At 72.5% G+C, this 21,263-nt stretch carries 15 protein-coding genes; 10 read left to right on the plus strand and 5 right to left on the minus strand.

Annotated features, from left to right (window positions below):
- Positions 1–43 precede the first annotated feature (43 nt).
- On the plus strand, positions 44–1,018 hold the full coding sequence (locus LO772_RS09100) for an ATP-binding cassette domain-containing protein (RefSeq protein WP_231777882.1): 975 nt from the start codon (positions 44–46) through the stop codon (positions 1,016–1,018).
- Between the two features lie 100 nt (positions 1,019–1,118).
- Positions 1,119–1,970, plus strand: coding sequence for an ABC transporter permease (locus tag LO772_RS09105; protein ID WP_231777883.1), 852 nt, complete (start codon positions 1,119–1,121; stop codon positions 1,968–1,970).
- Between the two features lie 121 nt (positions 1,971–2,091).
- On the opposite strand, the gene LO772_RS09110 is transcribed toward LO772_RS09105, so the two are convergent.
- The 3 genes from LO772_RS09110 to LO772_RS09120 all read right to left on the minus strand — a co-directional run bounded on the left by LO772_RS09110 (position 2,092) and on the right by LO772_RS09120 (position 7,598).
- Positions 2,092–5,796: an AfsR/SARP family transcriptional regulator gene (locus tag LO772_RS09110; protein ID WP_231777884.1), complete on the minus strand. Its 3,705-nt coding sequence runs from the start codon at positions 5,794–5,796 to the stop codon at positions 2,092–2,094.
- A gap of 675 nt (positions 5,797–6,471) precedes the next feature.
- Entirely contained in the window at positions 6,472–6,726 is a 255-nt protein-coding gene (locus LO772_RS09115; protein ID WP_331717320.1) for a DUF397 domain-containing protein, read from the minus strand.
- A complete protein-coding gene (locus LO772_RS09120; RefSeq protein WP_231777885.1) occupies positions 6,723–7,598 on the minus strand; it encodes a helix-turn-helix domain-containing protein in 876 nt (291 codons plus the stop codon). Before LO772_RS09120 ends, LO772_RS09115 begins: the two co-directional genes overlap by 4 nt.
- 295 nt (positions 7,599–7,893) lie before the next feature.
- Between LO772_RS09120 and LO772_RS09125 the strand changes: the two genes are divergently transcribed.
- A complete protein-coding gene (locus LO772_RS09125) occupies positions 7,894–8,283 on the plus strand; it encodes an ATP-binding protein (protein WP_231777886.1) in 390 nt (129 codons plus the stop codon).
- Between the two features lie 105 nt (positions 8,284–8,388).
- Here the strand turns inward: LO772_RS09125 and LO772_RS09130 are convergent, their stop codons facing one another.
- Positions 8,389–9,516, minus strand: coding sequence for an alpha/beta fold hydrolase (locus LO772_RS09130; protein ID WP_231777887.1), 1,128 nt, complete (start codon positions 9,514–9,516; stop codon positions 8,389–8,391).
- A 241-nt stretch (positions 9,517–9,757) separates the two neighbouring features.
- Between LO772_RS09130 and LO772_RS09135 the strand changes: the two genes are divergently transcribed.
- A complete protein-coding gene (locus LO772_RS09135) occupies positions 9,758–11,440 on the plus strand; it encodes an N-acyl-D-amino-acid deacylase family protein (RefSeq protein WP_231777888.1) in 1,683 nt (560 codons plus the stop codon).
- A gap of 248 nt (positions 11,441–11,688) precedes the next feature.
- Positions 11,689–12,792 (plus strand): hypothetical protein, encoded by a 1,104-nt coding sequence (locus LO772_RS09140; RefSeq protein ID WP_231777889.1) that lies wholly within the window; start codon positions 11,689–11,691, stop codon positions 12,790–12,792.
- A gap of 145 nt (positions 12,793–12,937) precedes the next feature.
- Here the strand turns inward: LO772_RS09140 and galE are convergent, their stop codons facing one another.
- On the minus strand, positions 12,938–13,888 hold the full coding sequence (galE, locus tag LO772_RS09145; RefSeq protein ID WP_231777890.1) for a UDP-glucose 4-epimerase GalE: 951 nt from the start codon (positions 13,886–13,888) through the stop codon (positions 12,938–12,940).
- A gap of 850 nt (positions 13,889–14,738) precedes the next feature.
- Here galE and LO772_RS09150 point away from each other — a divergent pair.
- From LO772_RS09150 to LO772_RS09170, 5 genes are all read left to right on the plus strand, one after another.
- The gene (locus LO772_RS09150) at positions 14,739–16,055 is read left to right on the plus strand and encodes an ABC transporter substrate-binding protein (RefSeq protein WP_231777891.1); all 1,317 of its coding nucleotides are present in this window, start codon (positions 14,739–14,741) and stop codon (positions 16,053–16,055) included.
- A 531-nt stretch (positions 16,056–16,586) separates the two neighbouring features.
- Positions 16,587–17,570: a carbohydrate ABC transporter permease gene (locus LO772_RS09155; protein ID WP_443089380.1), complete on the plus strand. Its 984-nt coding sequence runs from the start codon at positions 16,587–16,589 to the stop codon at positions 17,568–17,570.
- Between the two features lie 5 nt (positions 17,571–17,575).
- Positions 17,576–18,484, plus strand: a complete 909-nt coding sequence (locus tag LO772_RS09160) for a carbohydrate ABC transporter permease (RefSeq protein ID WP_443089381.1) — start codon at positions 17,576–17,578, stop codon at positions 18,482–18,484.
- A 229-nt stretch (positions 18,485–18,713) separates the two neighbouring features.
- Positions 18,714–20,123, plus strand: coding sequence for a GH1 family beta-glucosidase (locus LO772_RS09165; protein ID WP_231779474.1), 1,410 nt, complete (start codon positions 18,714–18,716; stop codon positions 20,121–20,123).
- Complete coding sequence (locus LO772_RS09170) at positions 20,116–21,129, plus strand: LacI family DNA-binding transcriptional regulator (RefSeq protein WP_231777892.1); 1,014 nt, start codon at positions 20,116–20,118, stop codon at positions 21,127–21,129. The genes LO772_RS09165 and LO772_RS09170 overlap by 8 nt, the downstream gene beginning before the upstream one ends.
- Positions 21,130–21,263: the final 134 nt, after the last annotated feature.

Below are 21,263 nucleotides of genomic sequence, written 5' to 3' on the forward strand. Positions count from 1 at the left end.
CGTGGTCGGTGTCGTCGATCGACCTCACCTCTTGGGAGCCGCCATGACCCGCTACGCGATCGAAGCCGAAGGCCTCGTCAAGCGCTACGGCCGGACCACCGCCCTGGCCGGTGTCGACCTCGTCGCCCGCGAGGGTGCCGTCCTGGCGCTCCTCGGGCCGAACGGGGCCGGCAAGACCACGACGGTGCGCATGCTCGCCACGCTGATCGGCCCCGACGCCGGGCACGCCAGCGTGGGCGGGTACGACGTCGTGCGCGACGCCGCGCGCGTGCGCCGGCTGATCGGGCTCACCGGGCAGTACGCGTCGGTGGACGAGGAGATGACCGGCTTCGAGAACCTGGTCCTGCTCGGCCGCCTGCTCGACTTCTCGCGGGCCGACGCCCGCGCCCGGGCCGGTGAGCTGCTGGAGCGCTTCCAGCTCTCGGACGCGGCGCACCGGCCACCGGGCACCTATTCCGGCGGCATGCGGCGCCGGCTCGACCTCGCGGCGAGCCTCGTCGGACGGCCGAGGTTCCTCTACCTCGACGAGCCGACCACCGGGCTCGACCCGCGCAGCCGCGGCGACGTGTGGGACCTCATCCGCGGGCTCGTCGCGGACGAGGGCGTCACGGTCCTGCTCACCACGCAGTACCTGGACGAGGCCGACCAGCTCGCGCACGACATCGCCGTCATCGACCGCGGCCTGGTCATCGCGAACGGCACCGCCGACTCGCTCAAGACCCAGATCGGCGGCCAGAGCCTGGAGATCCGGCCGTCGGACCCCGCCCGCGTCGACGACACCGCCGCCATCCTGACCGAGCTGACCGGCCAGACGCCCGACCGCGACAGCCGCCCCGGCGTCGTCACGGTGCCGGTGCACGACCCCGACCTGCTGCCGTACGTGGTCCGCCGCCTGGAGGAGGCGGGGATCCGCGCGACCGAGCTGGCGCTGCGCCTGCCGAGCCTCGACGAGGTGTTCCTGGAGCTGACCGGCCGCCCCCAGGACGCCGAGCCGGGGCCCGAATCGGCCGCGGCCTGAGCGCACCGCCCGCGTCCCGCGGGCGCGCCGCGTCCCGGACCCGCCCGGCTCCCACGCGGGCACCCCGCCCTGTCCCGCCCGCCCACTTCACGGAGAAACCATGACCACCGCGACCAAGCCCACCGCCCCCGCGATGACGGCCACCCCCGAGAAGCACGACCCGCATCCGCAAGTCCCCGATTCGCCCAAGCCGTTCGCGATCGTCCGGCATTCGCTCACGCTCACGTGGCGCAACCTGGTCAAACTGAAGCACCAGCCCGAGCAGTTGATCGACCTCACCCTGCAACCGATCTTGTTCATCGTGATGTTCGTGTACCTCTTCGGCGGCGCGATCGAGGGCAGCACGAAGGACTACCTCCAGTTTGTGCTGCCCGGAATCCTGGTGCAGACCGTGGTGTTCGCGTCCCTCGGCACCGGCGTCGCGCTGTGCGAGGACATCTCCAAGGGTGTCTTCGACCGCTTCCGCTCCCTGCCCATCTCGCGGTTCACCCCGCTGGCCGGTGCCGCGCTCGGCGACGTGTGCCGGTACGTCGTCTCCATCGCGATCGTGTTCGGCTTCGGCTCGGCCATCGGATTCCGCGTCCAAACCGACGTGTTCTCCGCCCTCGCCGCCGTCGGCCTGGTCCTGGTCTTCGCGTTCGCGATGTCGTGGATCTTCGTCGTCCTCGGTGTGACCATGAAGAACCCGCGCAGTGTGCAGGGCACCGCGATGCTCATCGGATTCCCGCTGACCTTCGGCGCCAACATCTTCGCCCGCACCGAGACCATGCCCGGCTGGCTCCAGGCCTGGGTGGACGTCAACCCGGTCAGCCATCTCACCAGCGCGGTACGGGCGTTGCTGGTCGACGACGGCTCGGTGGGCGGTCACGCGATCGCGACGCTGCTGTGGGCCGCGGCCATCTTCGCGGTCTTTGCGCCGCTCGCGGTCAACCGGTACGCGAACAAGACCTGACCACCGGCGACGACGGCGGCGGGCCCGCGGGGGAACTCCCCCGCGGGCCCGCCGCCGTACACGCCGTGACCGTATGCCCGTTCGGCCCCGCCATGCCCGTTCGACCCGCCGGACCCGCGCGTCAGCTGCGGCGCAGGACGTCCAACGCCTCCGCCTGGGACAGCGCCGCGCCGCGGGCGAACGCCTTGTCGTACGCGTCGTCCGACAACGCGCCCAGCGCCGCCCGGACTTGCCCGGTCAGGCGCTCGGCGTCCAGCGAGCCGAGGTCGCGGTACCCGCGCAACGCGACCGCCACGCCCAGCAGTTCCGCGGCCCGCTCGGGATCGCCGCTCTGGAACGCGTACCACGCCAGCCCCTCGCTCACCGACGCCACGATCGGCATGTCGCGGCCGTCGACCGCCGCGGCCACCGCGCTGTCCAGCGCGAGGCGGGCCTTGCCGCGCGCGGCGGGCATGTCCGCGGAATAGGCGAGGCTCAAGTGGAGGCACGCGACCAACTGGGGTTGCGCCGAACGATTCTTCGGCAGCTCGGCCACGGCCCGCGCGTACTGCCGTTCCGCCTCCTCGTGGTCGCCCAGATACCGGGCCAGGTCGCCGGCCCACGCGTGGGCGAGGACGACGCCGCCGGCGGTGTCGCCCTCCCCGGCGACGTCCAGGGCCGCGTGCATGTCGGCGCGGGCACCCTCGTGGTCGCCCAGGCGCAGGCGCAGCACCCCGCGACGCGACAGCAGCAGCGGGACATCCTCCACCGAGCCCAGCTCACCGACGAGTTCGAGGCATTCGTCGAGCGCCGCGACGCCCTCCTCGAACCTCCCCGCATAGCGGTACACCTCGGCGAGCCCCGCGGTGGCCGACGACCGCCCCCAGCGGTCGCCGATCTCCAGGAACCTGGCGCGGGCCCGGCCCAGGTGCCGCAGGCCGTCGGGGCCACGGCCGACATTGATCGCCAGATGCCCGCTGATCAGGTCGACGACCGCGCGGATCCACGGGTCGGAGTGCTCGCCGACGGCGTCGAGCGCGTCGGTCGTACCGGACGTGAAGTCGCGCAGCGCCGCCGACATCACCGCGACCAGCTCCACCAGCGGATTGGCCGGGTTCGGGGACAGGCGGCGCAGCGCCCACCGGCCGCGCATCAGGGCGCGCAGCCCTTCGGGGTCCCGGCCCGAGCTGATCAGGGTGATGCCCAGGAACCACTGGGCCAGGGCCCGGGATTCGGCGTCCCGGGCGGCGGCGTCCGGGGCGGCGGCGTCCGGGGCGGGAGCCGTCGGCAGCGCGAGGGCGTCCCCGAGCCACGCGGCGGCCTCGCGGTGGTAGCCCCGGACCGCCCAGTACCAGCCCATGAGCGCCACGAGCCGTACGGCGGACCGCGCGTCGCCGTGGTCGAGGGCGAACCGCAGCGCGACGGCGATGTTGTCGTGTTCCTCGGCGATCGCCGCGAGGGCGTCGAGTTGGCCGCCGGTGCGGAGCAACGGGTCGGTGCGCTCCAGGAGTTCGAGGCACCACGCGAGGTGGCGCCGGGCGACCCCGGCGTCCGCGCCGGCGTCGTCGCGGCGTTCGGCGGCGAACGCGGCGATGGTCTCCAGCATGCGGTAGCGCGGTTCGCCGGTGCCGAACATGTCGACGAGGGACTTGTCGACGAGCCCCGCGAGCAGGTCCAACACGTCGTCGCCGCCGACGAGTTCGCCGTCCGGGTCGGCGAGCACCGTCTCCGCGGCCTCCAGCGTCGCACCCCCGGCGAACACCGAGAGCCTGCGCAGCAGGGTGCGTTCGCGGTCGTCGAGCAGGTCCCAGCTCCATCCCACGACCGCGCGCAGCGTCTGGTGCCGGGGCATGGCCGTGCGGTTGCGGCCGGTCAGCAGGCGGAAACGGTCGTCGAGGCGCCGGGCGATCTGCGTCGGGGTGAGGGACCGCGTACGCGCGGCGGCGAGTTCGATCGCCAGCGGCATGCCGTCGAGCCGGCGGCAGATCTCGGTGACGGCACCGATGTTGGCCGCGTCGATGACGAGGTTGGGGCGTACGGCGTGCGCGCGGTCGGCGAACAGCCGTACGGCGGGCGACTCCAGCGCGGCGGCGACGTCCCCGGTGTCGGACGGCAGGGGCAACGGGCCGAGCGGGTAGAGGACTTCGCCGTCGATGCCGAGGGGTTCGCGCGTCGAGGCGAGGATGCGCAGCGTGGGCGCTCCGGCGAGTAGCGCCTCGGCGGCCTCGGCGGCGGACGCGACGAGGTGTTCGCAGTTGTCCAGGATCAGCAGCGTGGGCCGCCGCGCCGCGAGCATCTCCCCGATGCGGACGAGAGCGTCGTGTCCGGTGACCGCGCCGGCCTGGGTCTCGACGCGCGGCGAGGTGATGATCCCGATCTCGCGGCGGCCGAGAGCGGCCAGTACGGCCTGGGGGATGTCGTCCGGCTCGTGCACGGACGCCAGTTCGACGAACCACACCCCGCCGGGGAACTCCGGCAACAGCCCCGCCCCGGTCTCCACGGTGATCCGCGTCTTCCCCGCTCCCCCGGGCCCGACAACGGACACCAGCCGAGCCCGCCGAAGCGTGTCGGCCAGCCGAACCCGATCACCGTCCCGCCCGACGAAACTCGTGAGACGAGCGGTGAGGTTGGTGACGGGCGGGGTGCGGGGCGCGGCGGGAACGTCGGCGGGGTGGAACGCGGCAGGAGCATCCGTCGCGTACGGCTCGGCGGACCGCGGTTGCGCTGGAGGCGGGCCGACGGCGGGCGATGCGGGGGAACCGGAGGCCGAGGCGCGGGTGTCGGGGCGGCGCGAGGCCCGGTGACGCGGCGCGTCGACCGGTGGCGGCATGGGCGCGGATCGGGGGGTGGGCGGTGACGACGGGGGTGGTTCGGGGGCGAAGCCCGGGGAGGTTGCCGGGTCGGCCGTGTTGGGGGCCGAGGCTTCGGGGCCGGGGCTCGTGTGCGTCCGCGCGTCGTCGGCGGCGGTGGGCACGGGCCGGTGCGGGTGCGCCGCGTCCCGCACGTCTCTTGTGGTTCCTCCGCCTCCGGACGCCTCGCTCCCGCGCTCGCCGTGCGGGGCCGTCACCCGTGCGCCCGCTTCCCCCGCGCCACCGACCGGCTTGCGCGGTGTCCGCCGTTCCCCCCGCAGGATCGCCACGTGCACGGCGTCCAGTTCGGGGGACGGGTCGATGCCGAGTTCGTCGGCCAAGTGGGTGCGCAGGGCCTGGTAGGCGGCGAGGGCGTCGGCGCGGCGGCCCACGGTGTCGAGGGCGGTCATCAGTTGCGCGTGGAGGCGTTCGCGCACGGGGTGTTCGGCGGCGAGCTGTTCCAGTTCGGGGACGACATCGGCGGCGCGGCCCAGGCGCAGGCGGGCGTCGACGCGGTCCTCGGTGGCGGTGAGGCGCTGCTCCTCCAGGCGCGTCGCGGGGCCGAGCGCGAACGCGGCGTCCGCGGCGTCGGCCAGGGCGGCGCCGCGCCACAGCCCGAGGGCTTCGGTGAGGGCGTGCTCCGCGGCGGCGGGGTCGTCGGCGGCGAGGAGGCGGCGGCCTCGGGCGGCCGAGGCCTCGAAGCGGTGGGCGTCGACCGCGGAGGCGTCGAGCGCGAGCGCGTACCCGGCGGGTCCGGAGGTGACCGTCGCGGCGCCGAGCATGCGGCGCAGGCGCGAGACGAGCGACTGGAGGGCGTTGGCCGCGCCGCCGGGCTCGTCCCGCTCCCAGATCGCGTGGACGAGGGTGTCGGCGGGTACGGGGCGGCCGGGGTCGAGTGCCAGGCGGGTCAGCAGCACGCGCAGGCGAGCGCCGGCGACCGGGATGTTCTCCCCGTCGTCGTTCCGCACCTGCAGCGGGCCCAGCACCGAGACGTACACCCCCCTACTTTCCCAGGTGCGCGTTCCTGCCGGGACCGCCCATGCCCTGACCTGCGTATTTCCCGCGTTCGAAAACGGACACGAAGCGTTTCTGCGGGGCGTCGAAACGCCGGAAAGCACCGGTGCCGGGCGTGCGCGGGCCGGGGCGGGCCCGCGCGGGCGCGCGGCTCGGCGTCCGGTCCGCGTGGGCCCGAAACGCCGGAACCCGCCGCCTGCCGGGCGTCCGCACCCACGGCGGATCTCCCCGGACGCCGCTCGGCGTCGCGGCCCGCGGTCGTCGCACGCGGAGGCTGTGCCGGGGCGGTGCCGCGCCGCGCCGAGATCCGGTGGGCCCGCCACGAGCACGGGCGTTCCGGATCTCGGTGCGTGGGGCGAGGGGCGAGGCCCGGCGCGGAATGTCGTACGGACCGGTGCGTGGCCCCGTCCGCCCCCCACCGGCGCGGTCGGTGTCCGGTCACTGTCACGGTCCGCGGACGTGCGCGTCGGGCCGGGATTCGGCTGGGGTTCGCCTCGGATCCGTGCGTCGTCCTGCGGATTCCGGGGCGGCCTCGCGTGCCGTGTGGTGCGTCCGCCGAGCCCTTCAGGGCGAGAGCGGCGGTAAAACGATCATCGAATGAATTCACCCTTTCGGGGAATCTGCTTCACGCTTCCGAGTGAATCAATCGCGGCGGAAAATCAGCCGCACGAGGGCCCGGTGCGTGTCCTCCCCAGGAATAAGCGCCAGGCGGTCGAGGTGAAGGCCGACACCGGGCCCGGAAGGTTCTTGGAATCTCGGACGTGGACGCCCGCCGGCGAACCGGCGGCCTCCACACAGTTGTTGGCGCCGCCGCTGTGTGTGCTGCGGTGCCAGGGAAGACCCGAGTGAGCTGCGGTGACAATGAGTTCCCCGGGGTTGATGCGACGTGCCGGATCGTGCTGTGCGTTGCTCAAGACAATTCCTTTGCAGCGTGCTCGATCATCGACGAGGAGTCCCCGTACGACAGCGCGGACGCGCGGATGTCGTCGAACATCCGCTGGTAGACCCGGACCTGGGCGGAATCCTCGAGATAAAGGCTACTCGTGCGGGTGTCCACGACGACGACGTCCAGATCCGACAAAGCGGGGAATTCGATGACGGCGAAAGCCCCTTCGATCGCGGGGTGCGCACCGCACGCGAACGGCAGTACCTGAATACGGATGTTCGGCTGCTGCGACGCCTCGGCGAGGTGCGCCAATTGCGCGCGCATGGTTTCGCGACCTCCGACCACCTGCCGCAACACGGCTTCGGCGAGCACCAGCGTGAGCCGGAACGCCGGTTCGCCGTCCGGGCCGGTCCGGCCCAGGATCGCCTGGCGGGCCCCGCGCACCTGGACGAGCGTGTCGATCTCGTCGGGCGAAAGGTCGTCGCGCACCGAGGAGATGATCGCCCGGGCGTAGTCGGGTGTCTGCAACAGGCCCGGGACGAGCGAGAGTTCGAAGCCGCGCATGCCCGAGGCGTCGGCCTCCAGACTCAACAGCTCGGTGTACGACGGCGGCAGGACGGACGAATAACTCCGCCACCAGCCGCGCTTCTTCGCCTCGCGCGCGAGGGTGAGAAGCGCCTCGCGCTCCCCCTCGTCCACGACGCCGTACAGGTCGAGCAGGATGCGCAGGTCGACCGGGCGCACGCCGCTGCGCCCCAGCTCGATACGGCTGACCTTGGAGTCGGAGCATTCGAGGCGCAGCGCGACGTCTTCGAGGCTGAGCCCGCAGATCTCGCGGAGCCGGCGCAGCTCGGTGCCGAGTCGGCGCTGGCGGACGGTGGGATTGGGCGCTAAGGCCACGGTGTGCCTCCGGGATGCGGATGATGGAACCGGGCCGGTCCAGGGGGAGCCGACCGGATTTCGCGGCTGGGACGGGGGGACAGTGTGCACCACGATGGCGTGCTTCGTGGCAACTATGCGAAAAGAACAGCCAATCCAACAATGGGAGTTGCAGGCTCACTGGTGGCGGGGCACGCTGAATGCCCGATCCGACGCACCGTCGCGATCGGCTTGCGCTCGGTCGCCGTTTACCGACCGTTCAGCCCCGCTTTCACGCACGCCATGCGTGTCCCTTCGGAGGATGACCATGCCGGTAATGGCGGAAGACGTCCGTCACTTCAGCGTTGAACTCTCGGCCTCGAACCACGGGGTCCGCCGCACCCGCCATGCGGCCGAACGCGTCCTGCACTCCTGGGGAATGCGTGAACTCGCCGACGTCACAGCGCTGTTGCTGAGCGAACTGCTCACCAACGTGCTGCTGCACGTCGGGCCGGGAGCGTGGCACTTATTGACCCTGCGCCAGGACGGGCCGCGCCTGTACGTCGAAGTCCGCGACGCCAGCCCGCGATTGCCGGTCAGCCGGGGCGGGAACGCGGACGACGAATTCGGGCGCGGCCTGAAACTTCTCGCGTGCCTCGCCGAAACGTGGGGCGTGGACCCCTTTCCGGGCGGGAAAGCGGTGTGGTTCACGATGCGCGCGGGCTGAAGAATTCACCTGATCCGGTGATTTCCCAAGTCCACCGGAGCGTACGGGACTTCCTCCGCACGCCCGGCGGCCCCACCGGCACCCGCACCGGCCCGCCCGGCGGCCTCAGTCCGTCCGCGACGCGCCCGACCGACACTCCTCGGCGAACGCGATCACATGCAGGTGATAGGCCCGCGCGGCGTGGTGCAGGCTGATGTTGTGGCCCACTCCGGGCTGCGTCCGCACCTCCACGCGGGGTGCCTGGCCCAGGAGTTGCGCGACCTCCGCGAGCGTGTCCGGGCCCGCCGCGTTCGACGCCTCGAACTCGGCGGCGGTCCACTGCACCGGCACCCGCACCTTGCCCATCGTGCCGGGCAGCGTGAGCGGAGCGTCCCGGGCGTCGACGAACTCCGCGATGGGGATGCGCGCGATGACGCGGCCCTCGCGCGTGCGCAGCGCCGGATCGTACGACCCGACCGGCCCGAAGTAGGTCTCGAAACTCGTGCTCGGGCCGCGCAGCGGCGGCGCGTGCTCGACATCCTCCGACACCCCGGCCATCGCCTCCGCCTTGCCGGGCGTGTAGCGCAGCGGTACGCCGCCCACCGCCGCGCCGAGCAGCCCCAGACCCTCGTCGCGCCCGCCCATGCGCAGCGCGAGGATCCCGCCCATCGAGTGGCCCGCGAGGCAGACCCCGGCACCGACGCCGTCGGCGGGGGCGTCCGTGTCGGTGTGTGCGTCGGTGTCGGTGTGTGCGTCGGTGTCGGTGTCGGCGAGCAGGCCGGGCAGCATGGCGATCAGTCGGAACACCAGGTCGGCCTGGTGGTCGAGATCCTGCACCGCGCGCGGGAGGCCGGCGGAGGCGCCGTACCCGGGCCGGTCGATCGCCAGCACCGTCCAGCCGAGCGACGCCCCGAGCAGCAGCAGCGACGTCTCGGCGGCACGGTCGCGATGCCAGTACGCCGCCCGCGAGCCGCCGCCGTGCAGCGCCAGGATCGTGCCCCGGACAGGGCCCCCGACCGGCCGGGCGAGCAGGCCGGAGAGCGGGACACCGGCGACGTCGTAGCGGACGGGGACGACCCGGGGGCGGGCGTACGGGACGGAAGCGACGGCCCCGGCCGCCGGGACCGGCTCGGCGCACGCGGCCGACCCGGCGCACGCGGCGGGCCCGGCCGACTCGACGGGCGCGACGCGCTCAACCGGATCGACGGGCTCGACGGGCCCGGCCGACTCGGTGTGCTCGGCGTTGTCGTGCATGGGGGCGTCCGACCTCCCGGGGGGGATCCGGCCTCCGATGACACCACATCCGTCCCGGGCGCCGTCATGACCCACTTCACACGCCGTACTCGGCCGCCCCGCCGCACGCGCCCGCCGGGCCCATTGAAACCGACCGCCGGCCCTCCCTAATGTGATCTCGTTCGGGGCCAACTGCGCCGATCCACAAGGACTTTCCCTCCCGGAGCAGACGACCGTTCCCCCACGACAAGGACGTTCCGGCATGACCGCAGACCTGGTGATCACCGGCGGAACCGTCGTCGACGGGACGGGCCGCACGCCGTACCGCGCCGACGTGGCCGTCACCGCGGGGCGCGTCTCGGCGATCGGCGACCGCCTCACCGGGCGCCACACACTCGACGCGAGCGGCCACGTCGTCACCCCCGGCTTCATCGACATCCACACCCACTACGACGCCCAGGTGTTCTGGGACCCGGCGATGACGCCCTCGTGCTTTCACGGCGTGACGACCGTCGTCGCGGGCAACTGCGGCTTCTCGCTCGCCCCGACGCGCCCCGAGCACCACGACGTCGTCGTGCGCACGCTGGAGAACGTCGAGGACATGGACGTTGCCACCCTCACCGCCGGAATCCCCTGGGATTTCGGGGACTTCCCCGGCTATCTCGACTCGGTCGCCCGGCGCGGCGTCGGACTGAACTTCGCGGCGTACGTCGGCCATACCGCCCTGCGGCTCTACACCATGGGCCTGGACGCGTACGAACGCCCCGCCCGCGCCGAGGAGTCCGCGGCGATGGCCGACGTACTCCGCACATCGCTGCGCGCGGGCGCGGCCGGGTTCGCGACCAGTTTCCTGCGCACGCACCGGGGGATCGACGGCAAACCGGTCCCGTCCCGTCTCGCGGACCGCGCCGAACTCGACGCGCTGCTCGGCGTCGTCCGCGAAGAGCGGCGCGGCGTGGTCGCGTTCGCACCCGGCGAGTTGCTGACCGCGCCGGAGCTGTACGACCTCCAGCCGTCCGTCGGGGTGCCGTTCACGTTCACGGCGCTGCTGACCACCCCGTCGCGCGGATACGAGCAATTGCTCGAAGTCCACCGCGCGGGCTGGGCGAAGGGCGCGCGGGTGTGGCCGCAGGTCACCCCTCGGCCCGTCACGTTCTCGTTCTCGCTCGCCGACCCGTTCACGCTCAACGCCAACCCGGTCTTCGCCGCGCTGATGGCCGGTGACCTCGCGGAGCGGCGCGCCGCGTACGCCGATCCCGCGTTCCGCGACAAGGCGCGGGCGGCGTGGCAGGTCGAAGGCGCGGCGCTCGTACCGCGCTGGGAGACGTACACGATCGACGAATCCGCGGCCCACCCCGATCTGGTCGGCCGCGAACTCGCCGACGTCGCCGCCGAATCCGCGGCGGGCGACCCCCTCGACGTCCTTCTCGGCCTCGCCCTCGACGAACCCGGCCTCGCGCTGCGGGTGCGCTGCGTCGTCGCCAACGACGACACCGAGGCGCTGCGCGGCATCCTCACCGAGGACAACTGCACCCTCGGGCTCTCCGACGCGGGCGCGCACGTGGGCCAGTTGTGCGACGCCCCGCAGGCGACCGACTTCCTGGGCGCGTGGGTCCGCGAGCGGTCCCTGATGCCGATCGAGACCGCGGTACGCCGGCTCACCGGCGTCCAGGCCGATCTGCTCGGCCTCACCGACCGCGGCTACCTGCGCGCCGGCTGCTGGGCGGACATCGTCGTCTTCGACCCCGCCACCATCTCTCCCGGACCGACCCGCCGCCTGCGCGACTTCCCGGCGGGCGGCGAACGCCTCACCGCGGACCGGCCGACCGGGATCCGCCACATCCTCGTCAACGGCACCCCCACGCGCATCGACGGGGTGCACGCACCGGACGCGGACCTGCCCGGGCACGTGCTGCGGGTGCCGAGGCGGCCCGCCGGGGAGTGACGGCGGCGACGGCGGCGAACCGGGCGCGGTCGTCGTACGGAAAGCAGTGATCGCACCCACACGGGTGCGGGCGATGCGTCATCCCCTTCACGCAGGCCTGTGACTTTGGAGCAACTCCGCATAGTGGTACGTGAGTTGGCCCACAAGGCGGGCGTGCGTGCGGTCCCGGCGCGCACTCCGTGGACAAGGCCGTCGACCCGTGCGATAGAACTTTCGTTCAGTCACCTCACGAATGACGCGGAACGAACATGCGACGGCGCGACGCCAAGAATCTCGTCGGTGACGCGTGGTTGCACAGCGATTACCGCATCAAATGGGAAACCCGCGTCATGCGGCGGCGCGTCCCCCTGTACAAGGCGGGAATCGGCGTGCTCCGGGCACTCAATCGGCTGAGCCCCGGACCGCGTCCGTCACTTGGCGTGTTCGCCACCGAACGCGCCGCCCCGGGCGGGGCGAAAACGCGATTCGCGAAACTCCGGACGATGACCGGCGACGAGACGGCGTCCCCGGTCACCGGGCCCGAGCTGTACGAGCGCACCAGCTTCGCGTCCCGTCTGGCCCGGACCATCTCGGCCGACGAGTGGCCGCAGGTCATCGAGGAATACGAGCGCCGGAAAGCCGGGGCGGCACCGCGCTACCACTATGTCGGCCACCGTCCGCTGAACGACGCGTCGCACGCGCTCATGGACAAGGCGTGGGCGAAAGGCGAGATCCCCACCGAGCAGTACCGGGTGTGGCTCTCCGAAGTGAAGAACAAAGACCACGGCGCGCTCTACAGCAAGTTCTTCACGCATGGAGGCGCCCGCATTTTCCCCGGAGCGGAGGCCAATCCCGATTTCCGGAAGGCACGTGTCACCTTCGATGTGGCGTGGAAGTCGGAGGCTTCTCTCGCCCGGGAGAAGGAGGTCCTGCGCCGGGCGCGCGTTCTGCGGGCACGGCAGCTGATCGTGTTCGCGAAGCAGGAGCTGGCGCACGCGACCGGAGCCCGATCCGCGTCGACGCCGGCCTCCGCCCCGGCGGCACCCACACCGGCGCGAGTGGATCCGTACACGCCCGAAGTCGTCGCCGCCGTCTCGGAGTTCGTCAAGCCCATCGAGCGGCGCGGCGCGACGGCCCGGCGGGCACCGGCACCGAAGGCCGTCGCCTCGTCGGCCGTGGACGTCGCCGTGCGGGCCACCCAGGGTGTCCTCCCGGTGGCCGTGCCCACGCGGGCCGCCCCCGGCTCCGCGGCGCACCCGGAGCCGTCCGCGCACGCCGCGGCGTCGGTCGCCCCCGCGTTCGCCCGAACCCGCCGGAACCCGACGCGCACGCCCGCGCCGGGCCACCGCCTGGCCGCGGGAAAACGCCGCTAGGGGAGCGCGCGGGCGGGGCGGTGGCGGGGCGGTGGTCGGGGCGGGCGCGGCGGACGCGTAGGATGGAGGCCGCTCGCGAACCTGTGTAGTTCGCTTGAAGGGCGCCCTTGGCCGGGCGCCCTTCGTTTTTTGTGGGGGCGCCCGCTCAGCCGCGCTGGAGATCCCAGGCGTCGGCGATGATGCGGACGAGGTCCGGGTGCTCGGGTTTCCAGCCGAGGAACGTGCGGGCGCGGGCCGCGGAGGCGACGAGGATGGCCGGATCCCCCGCGCGGCGGGGTCCGTCGATGGCCGGAATCGTGTGGCCGGTGACGCCGCGGGCGGTGTCGATCACCTGGCGGACGGAGAAGCCGACCCCGTTGCCGAGATTGCAGATCTCGTGCGTTCGCGGGGTCGCGGCGTCGAGGGCGAGCAGGTGCGCGCGGGCCAGGTCGGCGACGTGGATGTAGTCGCGGACGCACGTGCCGTCGGGCGTCGGCCAGTCGGTTCCGTGCACCGTGATGTGCTCGCGGCGGCCCTGGGCGACCTGGAGGACCAGCGGGATCAGGTGGGTCTCGCGCTCGTGGCGCTCGCCGAGTCCGGCGTACGCTCCGGCGACGTTGAAGTAGCGCAGTGAGACCGCCGCCAGGCCGTACGCGCGGGCGTACGACGCCAGCAGGTGATCGACCGCGAGTTTGGCGGCTCCGTAGGGATTCGTGGGGCGGTTTTCGGCCATCTCGGTGATGGGTGTCGTGACCGGGTCGCCGTAGACCGCGGCGGTCGAGGAGAACACGAAGCGCGGCACGGCGTGGTCGCGGGCGGCGTCGGCGAGCGCGAGGGTGCCGGCGACGTTGGTGTGCCAGTAGGGCGCGGGGTCGGCCACCGAGTCGCCGACCAGTGACCGGGCGGCGAAGTGCAGGATCCCGTCGTACGGCGCGGCGGCGAGGACGCGCCCGGCGTCGGTCACATCGGCTTCGACGAAGCCGGCCCCGGCGGGTACGGCGTCGCGGTGGCCGGTCGAGAGGTCGTCGAGCACCGTGACGTCGTGACCGGCCTCCAACAGCACGGCCGTGGTCACGGAACCGATGTATCCGGCACCGCCGGTCACGAGAAGTCGCATGGGTCTTCGTCTCCGTCATGTCGCGGGGCTTAGGGGTGGAGTCGGTGGCCGCCGAGCCGGCACAGCGGAGTCGGTGGCCGCCGAACCGGCGCCGGGGAAGCGGTCGTTGGCCACCCCCGCGGCGGAGTCGGTCGCCGCCGGACCACCGGCGGTCCGCGGCCGGGTCGACCGGCCGGTGACCAGGATGGGGGGCATGCCTGAGAGCGCGCTGAGAAACGCGTGAAAGCCGTGCGGCGACCCGCGAATACCGGCCGGACGGGACCGGCCGACGCGCGGTCGCCGAGCCCGCCGGACGACGGCGAACTCCCGCGGCCGACCACGCCCCACGCCCGCCGCGCCGTCGGTCACAGGTGCATCACGCGAGGGCCGAAGCTGCGGGCGATGCCTTGACAGCGCCTTCGGTTGCCGCCAATCTCCTGAGGTGTGAGAGCGCTCTCACACCGTCTCTCCCGAGTCGGCCGCGAGCGTTCGCCACGGTGCCCCGCTCTGCCCGCACCCGGTCCCCCGGTGTGCGCGCACATGCTCTGACCTGCACGTCCGCAGCCGTCGCGGCACTCGTACCGCCGCGCCGTCCCGCAGCCCGGCACGGCCCCGCACCTCCGGCCCACCCCGCACGCCGCACGGCCCGCACCCCCGGCTCGACCGCACCGCCGTATTGCCGCACTGCCGCAGCCGTACCGCCCGAATCACCGGATCGCCGGGACCCGGGCTCGTCCGGCCCCCGCACGCCCGCACCGCCGCACCGCCGCACTCCCGCACCTCCGCACGGCCGCAGGCCGGCCCGCTCACCCGGGCCGCGCCGCACCCCCGCACGCCCGCAATCGGCTTCGCCCGTCTCCAGGAGGTCCCCATGCGTTTGCTGCCCTCCGGCCGGTCCAGAGCGCTCGCCGCGCTGTGCGCCGCCGTCCTCGCCGGCTCCGTCCTCGCCGGCTGCGGTTCCGACGAGGACGATTCGGCCGCCGACGGAGCGTCCGGCGGTCCGGGCCAAATCACGCTCACCGTCGGCCTGTTCGGGTCGTTCGGCTTCGAGGAGGCCGGGCTGTACAAGGAGTACGAGAAGCTCCACCCCAACATCAAGATCAAGCAGAACGCGACCCAGAAGGAAGAGGTCTACTGGCCCGCCCTCCAGACGCGGCTGGGCGGTGGGGGCGACCTCGACGACATCCAGGGCATCGAGGTCGGCCGCATCGTCGACGTCGTCCGGAACCAGTCCGACAAGTGGCTCGACCTCAACACGCTCGGCGCGCAGTCGCAGACGAGCGAGTACCTGGCGTGGAAGAGCAAGGCGGCGACGACCGGTGACGGCAAGGTCGTCGGCCTGGGCACCGACATCGGGCCGATGGCGATCTGCTACCGCAGCGACCTGTTCCAGCAGGCCGGACTGCCCACCGCGCGCGACGAGTTGGCGCGGCAGTGGTCGACGTGGGAGGGCTACTTGGACGTCGGGCGCCGGTTCGCCGCCAACGCGCCGAGCGGGACGTCGTACATGGACAGCGTGACCGGCATGTACAACGCGATGATCGGCCAGCAGGAGAGCTTCTACTACGACGCGTCCGGCAAGCTCATCTACGACTCCAACCCGTCCGTGCGCGGCGCGTTCGACCTCGCCGCGAAGGCCGCCGAGGACAAGCTGAGCGCGAAACTCGTGCAGTTCCAGACGGATTGGGACCAGGCGTTCTCGAAGGGCGGGTTCGCGACGATCTCGTGCCCGTCGTGGATGATCGGCTACATCAAGGAGAAGGCCGGCGACGGGATGAGCGGCAAGTGGGACGTCGCCGCGGCACCGGGCGCGACCGGCAACTGGGGCGGCTCGTACCTCGCGATCCCGAAGGGCGCGAAGCACCCGCAGGAGGCGTACGACCTGCTCCAATGGCTCACCGCGAAGGAGCAGCAGGTCAAACTGTTCGAGGAGCGCGGGGCGTTCCCGTCGCGGACGACGGCGATCTCCCAGGTCTCGAACACGACCGACCCCTACTTCGGCAACGCGCCGATCGGGCAGATCTTCAGCCAGGCCGCGCAGACCATGCCGGTGCAGACGCTGGGCGTGCGCGACAACGACATCAAGGTCGCGATCCAGAACGCGCTGAACTCCGTCGAGGCACAAGGCCGCAAGCCGGGCGACGCGTGGAACGACGCCAAGGCGTCAGTCAAGGCCGCCCTGGGCTGACCCGCCGCACCGCCCCCGGTCGCCCCACCGCTCCCCGACCGGGGGCTCGCGGCTAGTGGCTCGGAACTCAGGCCTCGGAACTCAGGGCTCGGGACTCGGAATTCGGGACTTTGACTCGGACCTCGGGACTCGGAGTTCGGGCCTCCGGGCTCGGGCCTCCGGCCTCGGGACTCGGAACTCGGGACTCGGGACTCCGGACTCGGAGCCCCGGGGCCCGGGGCCGGCCTCCGCCCGGTGCGCCGCCCGTTCCGACACTTCTCCGCCCCCGCCGCGCAGCCCCCGCGAACCCCCGTTCACCCTCGTCCGCCCACCTCACCCGCTCCCCCTCTTCCTCTCTTCCCCTCTCACCCTCTTCCGTCCGACTCCCCCGCTCCCGCCCGACCCTTCCCTACCTCGGGAACGTTCGCCGGACGCCGAAAGTGCCCCCAAAGGCCCCGGCGACACGCATGGACCTAGGCCTCGTCGCGTTCGACCCCCGTGTTCGACCCGGGGGCCACGTCCCCTCCCACCCCCGACCGCGAGGACGCCCGTATGGCCGTCATGTCCCCCGCCAAGTTGCTGACCCGTCGTCAGCTCTGGCGGCGGCGCGGCAGCAAGGCCGCGCCGTACGCCTTCATCGCCCCGTTCTTCGTGTTCTTCGCGGCGTTCGGGCTGTTCCCGCTGATCTACACCGGCTATGTCTCGCTGCACCGGGTCCGGCTGCAGAACCCCGACGACATGACGTGGGTGGGCTTCGACAACTACACGACGCTCCTCAAGGACGAGTTCTTCTGGAACTCACTGCGCAACACGTTCACCATCGGCGTCATCTCCACCGTCCCCCAACTGTGCCTGGCCCTCGGGCTCGCGCACCTGCTGAACTACCGCCTGCGCGGACGCACGTTCTTCCGCGTCGCGATCCTCCTGCCGTACGCGACCTCGGTGGCCGCCGCGACGCTCGTCTTCGCGGGCCTCTTCGGACGCGACTACGGCATGCTCAACTGGTTCCTCGGCCACTTCGGCATCGACCCGATCGACTGGTTCAACGACAAGTGGCCGTCGCAGATCGCCATTTCGACGATCGTGACGTGGCGGTGGACCGGCTACAACGCGCTGATCTACCTCGCCGCGATGCAGGCGATCCCGCACGAGCGGTACGAGGCGGCGATGCTCGACGGCGCGAACCGCTGGCATCAGTTCCGGCACGTGACGCTGCCCGGGCTGCGGCCGACGATCCTGTTCACCATCGTCGTGTCGACCATCGGCGCGCTCCAGATCTTCGGTGAACCCCTGCTGCTGCAAGGCGGGACGACCGGGATGAACGGCGGCGCGTCGCGGCAATACCAGACCACCGGCCTGTACATGTACCAGTCCGGCTGGCAGTACTTCTCCCTCGGCAAGGCCGCCGCGATCGCGTGGCTGCTCTTCCTGCTGATCGTGCTCGTCGTCGGCACCAACGCCGTCATCGCCCGGCAGCGCGCCAAACGGGCGGCGGTCGCGGCCGGTGCCTCCGAGACCTCCGTGACGAAGGGGTGACCCGCGTGTCCACCGTCACCGAATCCGCCGCCACCGCGGACTCGCCCGTCCCGCACGGGGATTCGCCGCGCCGCAAGCGCCGACCCCGGCTGCGCCGGCACGACCGGGCGGGCGTGCTCGTCTACGCCATCCTCGTCCTCGTGACCGCCGTGTCGGCGTTCCCGTTCTACTGGTCGATCGTCGCCGCCACCCGGTCCGATACCGAGATCAACTCCGTGCCCCCGCCGTTCCTGCCCGGTGGCGGGTCGATGGGCAACTTCGAGGCCGCCGCGGACAAGGCGAACATCGGCAAGGCGCTGATCAATTCGACGATCGTGTCGGGAACCGTCGCGCTGGGCACGGTACTTGCCTGCACGCTCGCCGGATTCGCGTTCGCCAAGCTGCGGTTCCGGGGGCGCGGTGCGCTGCTGTCGTTCACCGTCGCGACGATGATGATCCCGCCGCAACTCGGCGTGATCCCGCTGTACATGATGATGGCCAAGCTCGGCTGGGCGAACCAGCTCCAGGCCGTCATCATGCCGACACTCGTCACCGCGTTCGGCGTCTTCTTCATGCGGCAGTACCTCGCCGAGGCGCTGCCGGACGAACTCATCGAGGCCGGACGGGTCGACGGCGCCTCGTACACCCGGATCTTCTTCAGCATCGTGCTCCCGGCCGCGCGCCCGGCGATGGCCGTCCTGGGGCTGCTCACGTTCATGACCGCGTGGAACGACTTCTTCTGGCCGATCATCGCGCTCAGCCAGGACAACCCCACGGTGCAGGTCGCCATCAACTCGCTCGGCGGAGGCTACGTCCCGGACCAGTCCGTGATCCTCGCCGGCACGGTCCTCGGCACGCTTCCGGTGCTGCTGGTCTTCGGCCTGCTGGGCCGGCAGATCGTCGGCGGCATCATGCAGGGCGCGGTGAAGGGGTGAGCCGCCGAACCGCGTGACCGGCCGCAGCGGCCGGAGCCGAGCCCGACCCCCGTCCCAACACCCGCACAGAGAAGGACGACGCGTGCGCACGACCGCCGACGACGCGACATTCCCCGCCCGTGACTCCGCCGCCGGCGGACCCCACCCCGCGGCCGACACCCGGGAACCCGACGGCGCCCGGCCGCCCGACGACGCGCCCGCACCCGACCGTACGCACGAACTCGCCGGTCTGCCCGCGGACTTCCTGTGGGGTGCGGCGACCGCCGCGTACCAGGTCGAGGGTGCCGTCGCCGACGACGGGCGCAGCCCGTCGATCTGGGACACCTTCAGCCACACCCCCGGCCGCGTGCACGGCGGCGACACCGGCGACGTCGCGACCGACCACTACCGGCTGTTCCGGTCGGACGTCGCGCTGATGCGGCAACTCGGGCTCGGCGCCTACCGGTTCTCGGTCGCGTGGGCGCGGATCGTGCCGGCGCCGGGCGGGCGCGTCGAGCCGCGCGGTGTGGCGTTCTACGACCGGCTGGTCGACGAACTCCTCGCACAGGGCGTCGAACCGGCGCTCACCCTCTACCACTGGGACCTGCCGCAGTACCTCCAGGACGCGGGCGGCTGGACGCACCGCGACACCGCGAGCCGCTTCGCGGAGTACGCGGGAGTCGTCGGCCGGGCGCTCGGCGACCGCGTCCGCATCTGGACGACGCTGAACGAGCCGTGGTGCAGCGCGTTCCTCGGCTACGGCTCCGGCGTCCACGCGCCCGGAGTCACCGACCCCGCCGCCTCCCTGACGGCGCATCACCACCTGATGCTGGCGCACGGCGAGGCGGTGGCCGCGCTGCGTGCCGAACTGCCGTCGGAGGGCCGGATCTCCATCGCGCTGAACCTCGCCGCCGTACGCGCCGCGTCCGCCGACCCCGCCGACACCGACGCGGTCCGGCGCGTCGACGGCCTCGCCAACCGGATTTTCCTCGACCCGCTGCTGCGCGGCGGCTATCCGCCCGACGTGCTGGGCGACACCGCCTCCGTCACCGACTGGTCGTTCGTCCGCGACGGCGACCTGGCCGCGATCTCCCGGCCTATCGACGAGATGGGCCTGAACTACTACACCCCGAGTGTCGTGGCCGGCGGCGCCGAGCCCGGCGACCCGCGCGACGACGGGCACGGCGTGAGCGACCACTCCCCCTGGCCGGCCTGCGACGACATCCGCTTCCTGCACGCGCCGGGTCCGCGCACCGCGATGGGCTGGCCCATCGATCCGACGGGGCTGTACGACATCATCGTGCGCGTCCGCGACGAGGCGCCCGAACTGCCGCTGATGGTCACCGAGAACGGCGCGGCGTACCCGGACACCGTCGGCGCGGACGGGCGGATCGCGGACCCCGAGAGGCAGGCCTACATCGCCGCGCACCTCGGCGCGGTCGCCCGCGCGGTCGCCGACGGAGCGCGGGTGCGCGGCTACTTCGTGTGGTCGCTGCTGGACAACTTCGAGTGGGCGTACGGGTACGCGAAGCGGTTCGGCATCGTTCGCGTGGACTTCGCGACGCGGGACCGTACCCTCAAGGACAGCGCGCACTGGTACGCGTCGGTGATCGCCGCCCACCGCGGCCGGCACGGGAACGGGGAGTCGCAGGGTGCCTGACGAGACGTCGCCGGCGGGCGACGTGCCGACCTTGGAAACCGTCGCCGCGGTCGCCGGCGTCTCGCGCGCCACCGTCTCCCGGGTCATCAACAACTCGCCCAAGGTCAGCCCGCAGGTGCGCGCGGTGGTCGAGGCGGCGATCGCGTCCACGGGGTACGTGCCCAACCGCGCGGCGCGCACGCTCGTCACGCGGCGGACCGACTCGGTGGCGCTGGTGATCCAGGAGCCGGAGTCGCACCTGTTCGGTGATCCGTACCTGACCGGGATCGTGCGCTCGGTGAGCGAGGAACTGTCGGGCACGGACGTGCAGTTGGTCCTGATGATGGTGCGTACGGACGCCGACCAGCAGCGCCTGGAACGGTACTTGCGCGGCGGCCACGTCGACGGCGCGCTCCTGGTGTCGCTGCACGGCGACGCGGACCTGCCGAACCGCCTTGTGCGGGCGGGGATTCCGGTCGTCGTGGGCGGGCGTCCGCTCGGCGGGGAGGCGGGCATCACGTACGTCGACGCGGACAATGTCGGCGGCGCGCGGCTGGCGACCGCGTACCTGCACGGCCTCGGCCGCCGCCGCGTGGCGACGATCGCCGGACCGGCCGACATGTGCGCCGGAATCGACCGCCTCACCGGATATCTGGCGGCGGTCGAAGGCGAACCCCTCGTCGCCCACGGCGACTTCACCCGCGGCTCGGGCGCCACCGCGATGCGCGAACTCCTCGACGCCGCACCGGACTTGGACGCGGTCTTCGCGGCCTCCGACCTCATGGCCGCGGCGGCGGTCACCGTCTTGCGCGCATCGGGCCGCCGCGTCCCCGACGACGTCGCGGTGGTCGGCTTCGACGACGTGGAGGCGGCCCACTGGTCCGACCCCCCGTTGACCACCGTCCACCAGCCCGTCCACGAACAAGGCCGCCGCATGACCCGCCTCCTCCTCGACACCACCATCCCCGGCCACCCCGCCGCCCCGGTCATCCTCCCCACAAAACTGGTCATCCGCGCATCCGCGTGACGGGCCCCCGACCGCGCCCGGGCCCTGGTCACGCCGCCGTCCTCGGGGCAAGCCGAACAACGCACCGGTACCGGCCGACCCGCGGTGCCGACCGGCCCCGCGGAGCCCGCGGCCTGACCGTTTCCGCTCCGGCC

Origin of the sequence: Yinghuangia sp. ASG 101 (assembly GCF_021165735.1) — a bacterium.
In the GTDB taxonomy this organism is placed as follows: Bacteria; Actinomycetota; Actinomycetes; order Streptomycetales; family Streptomycetaceae; genus Yinghuangia.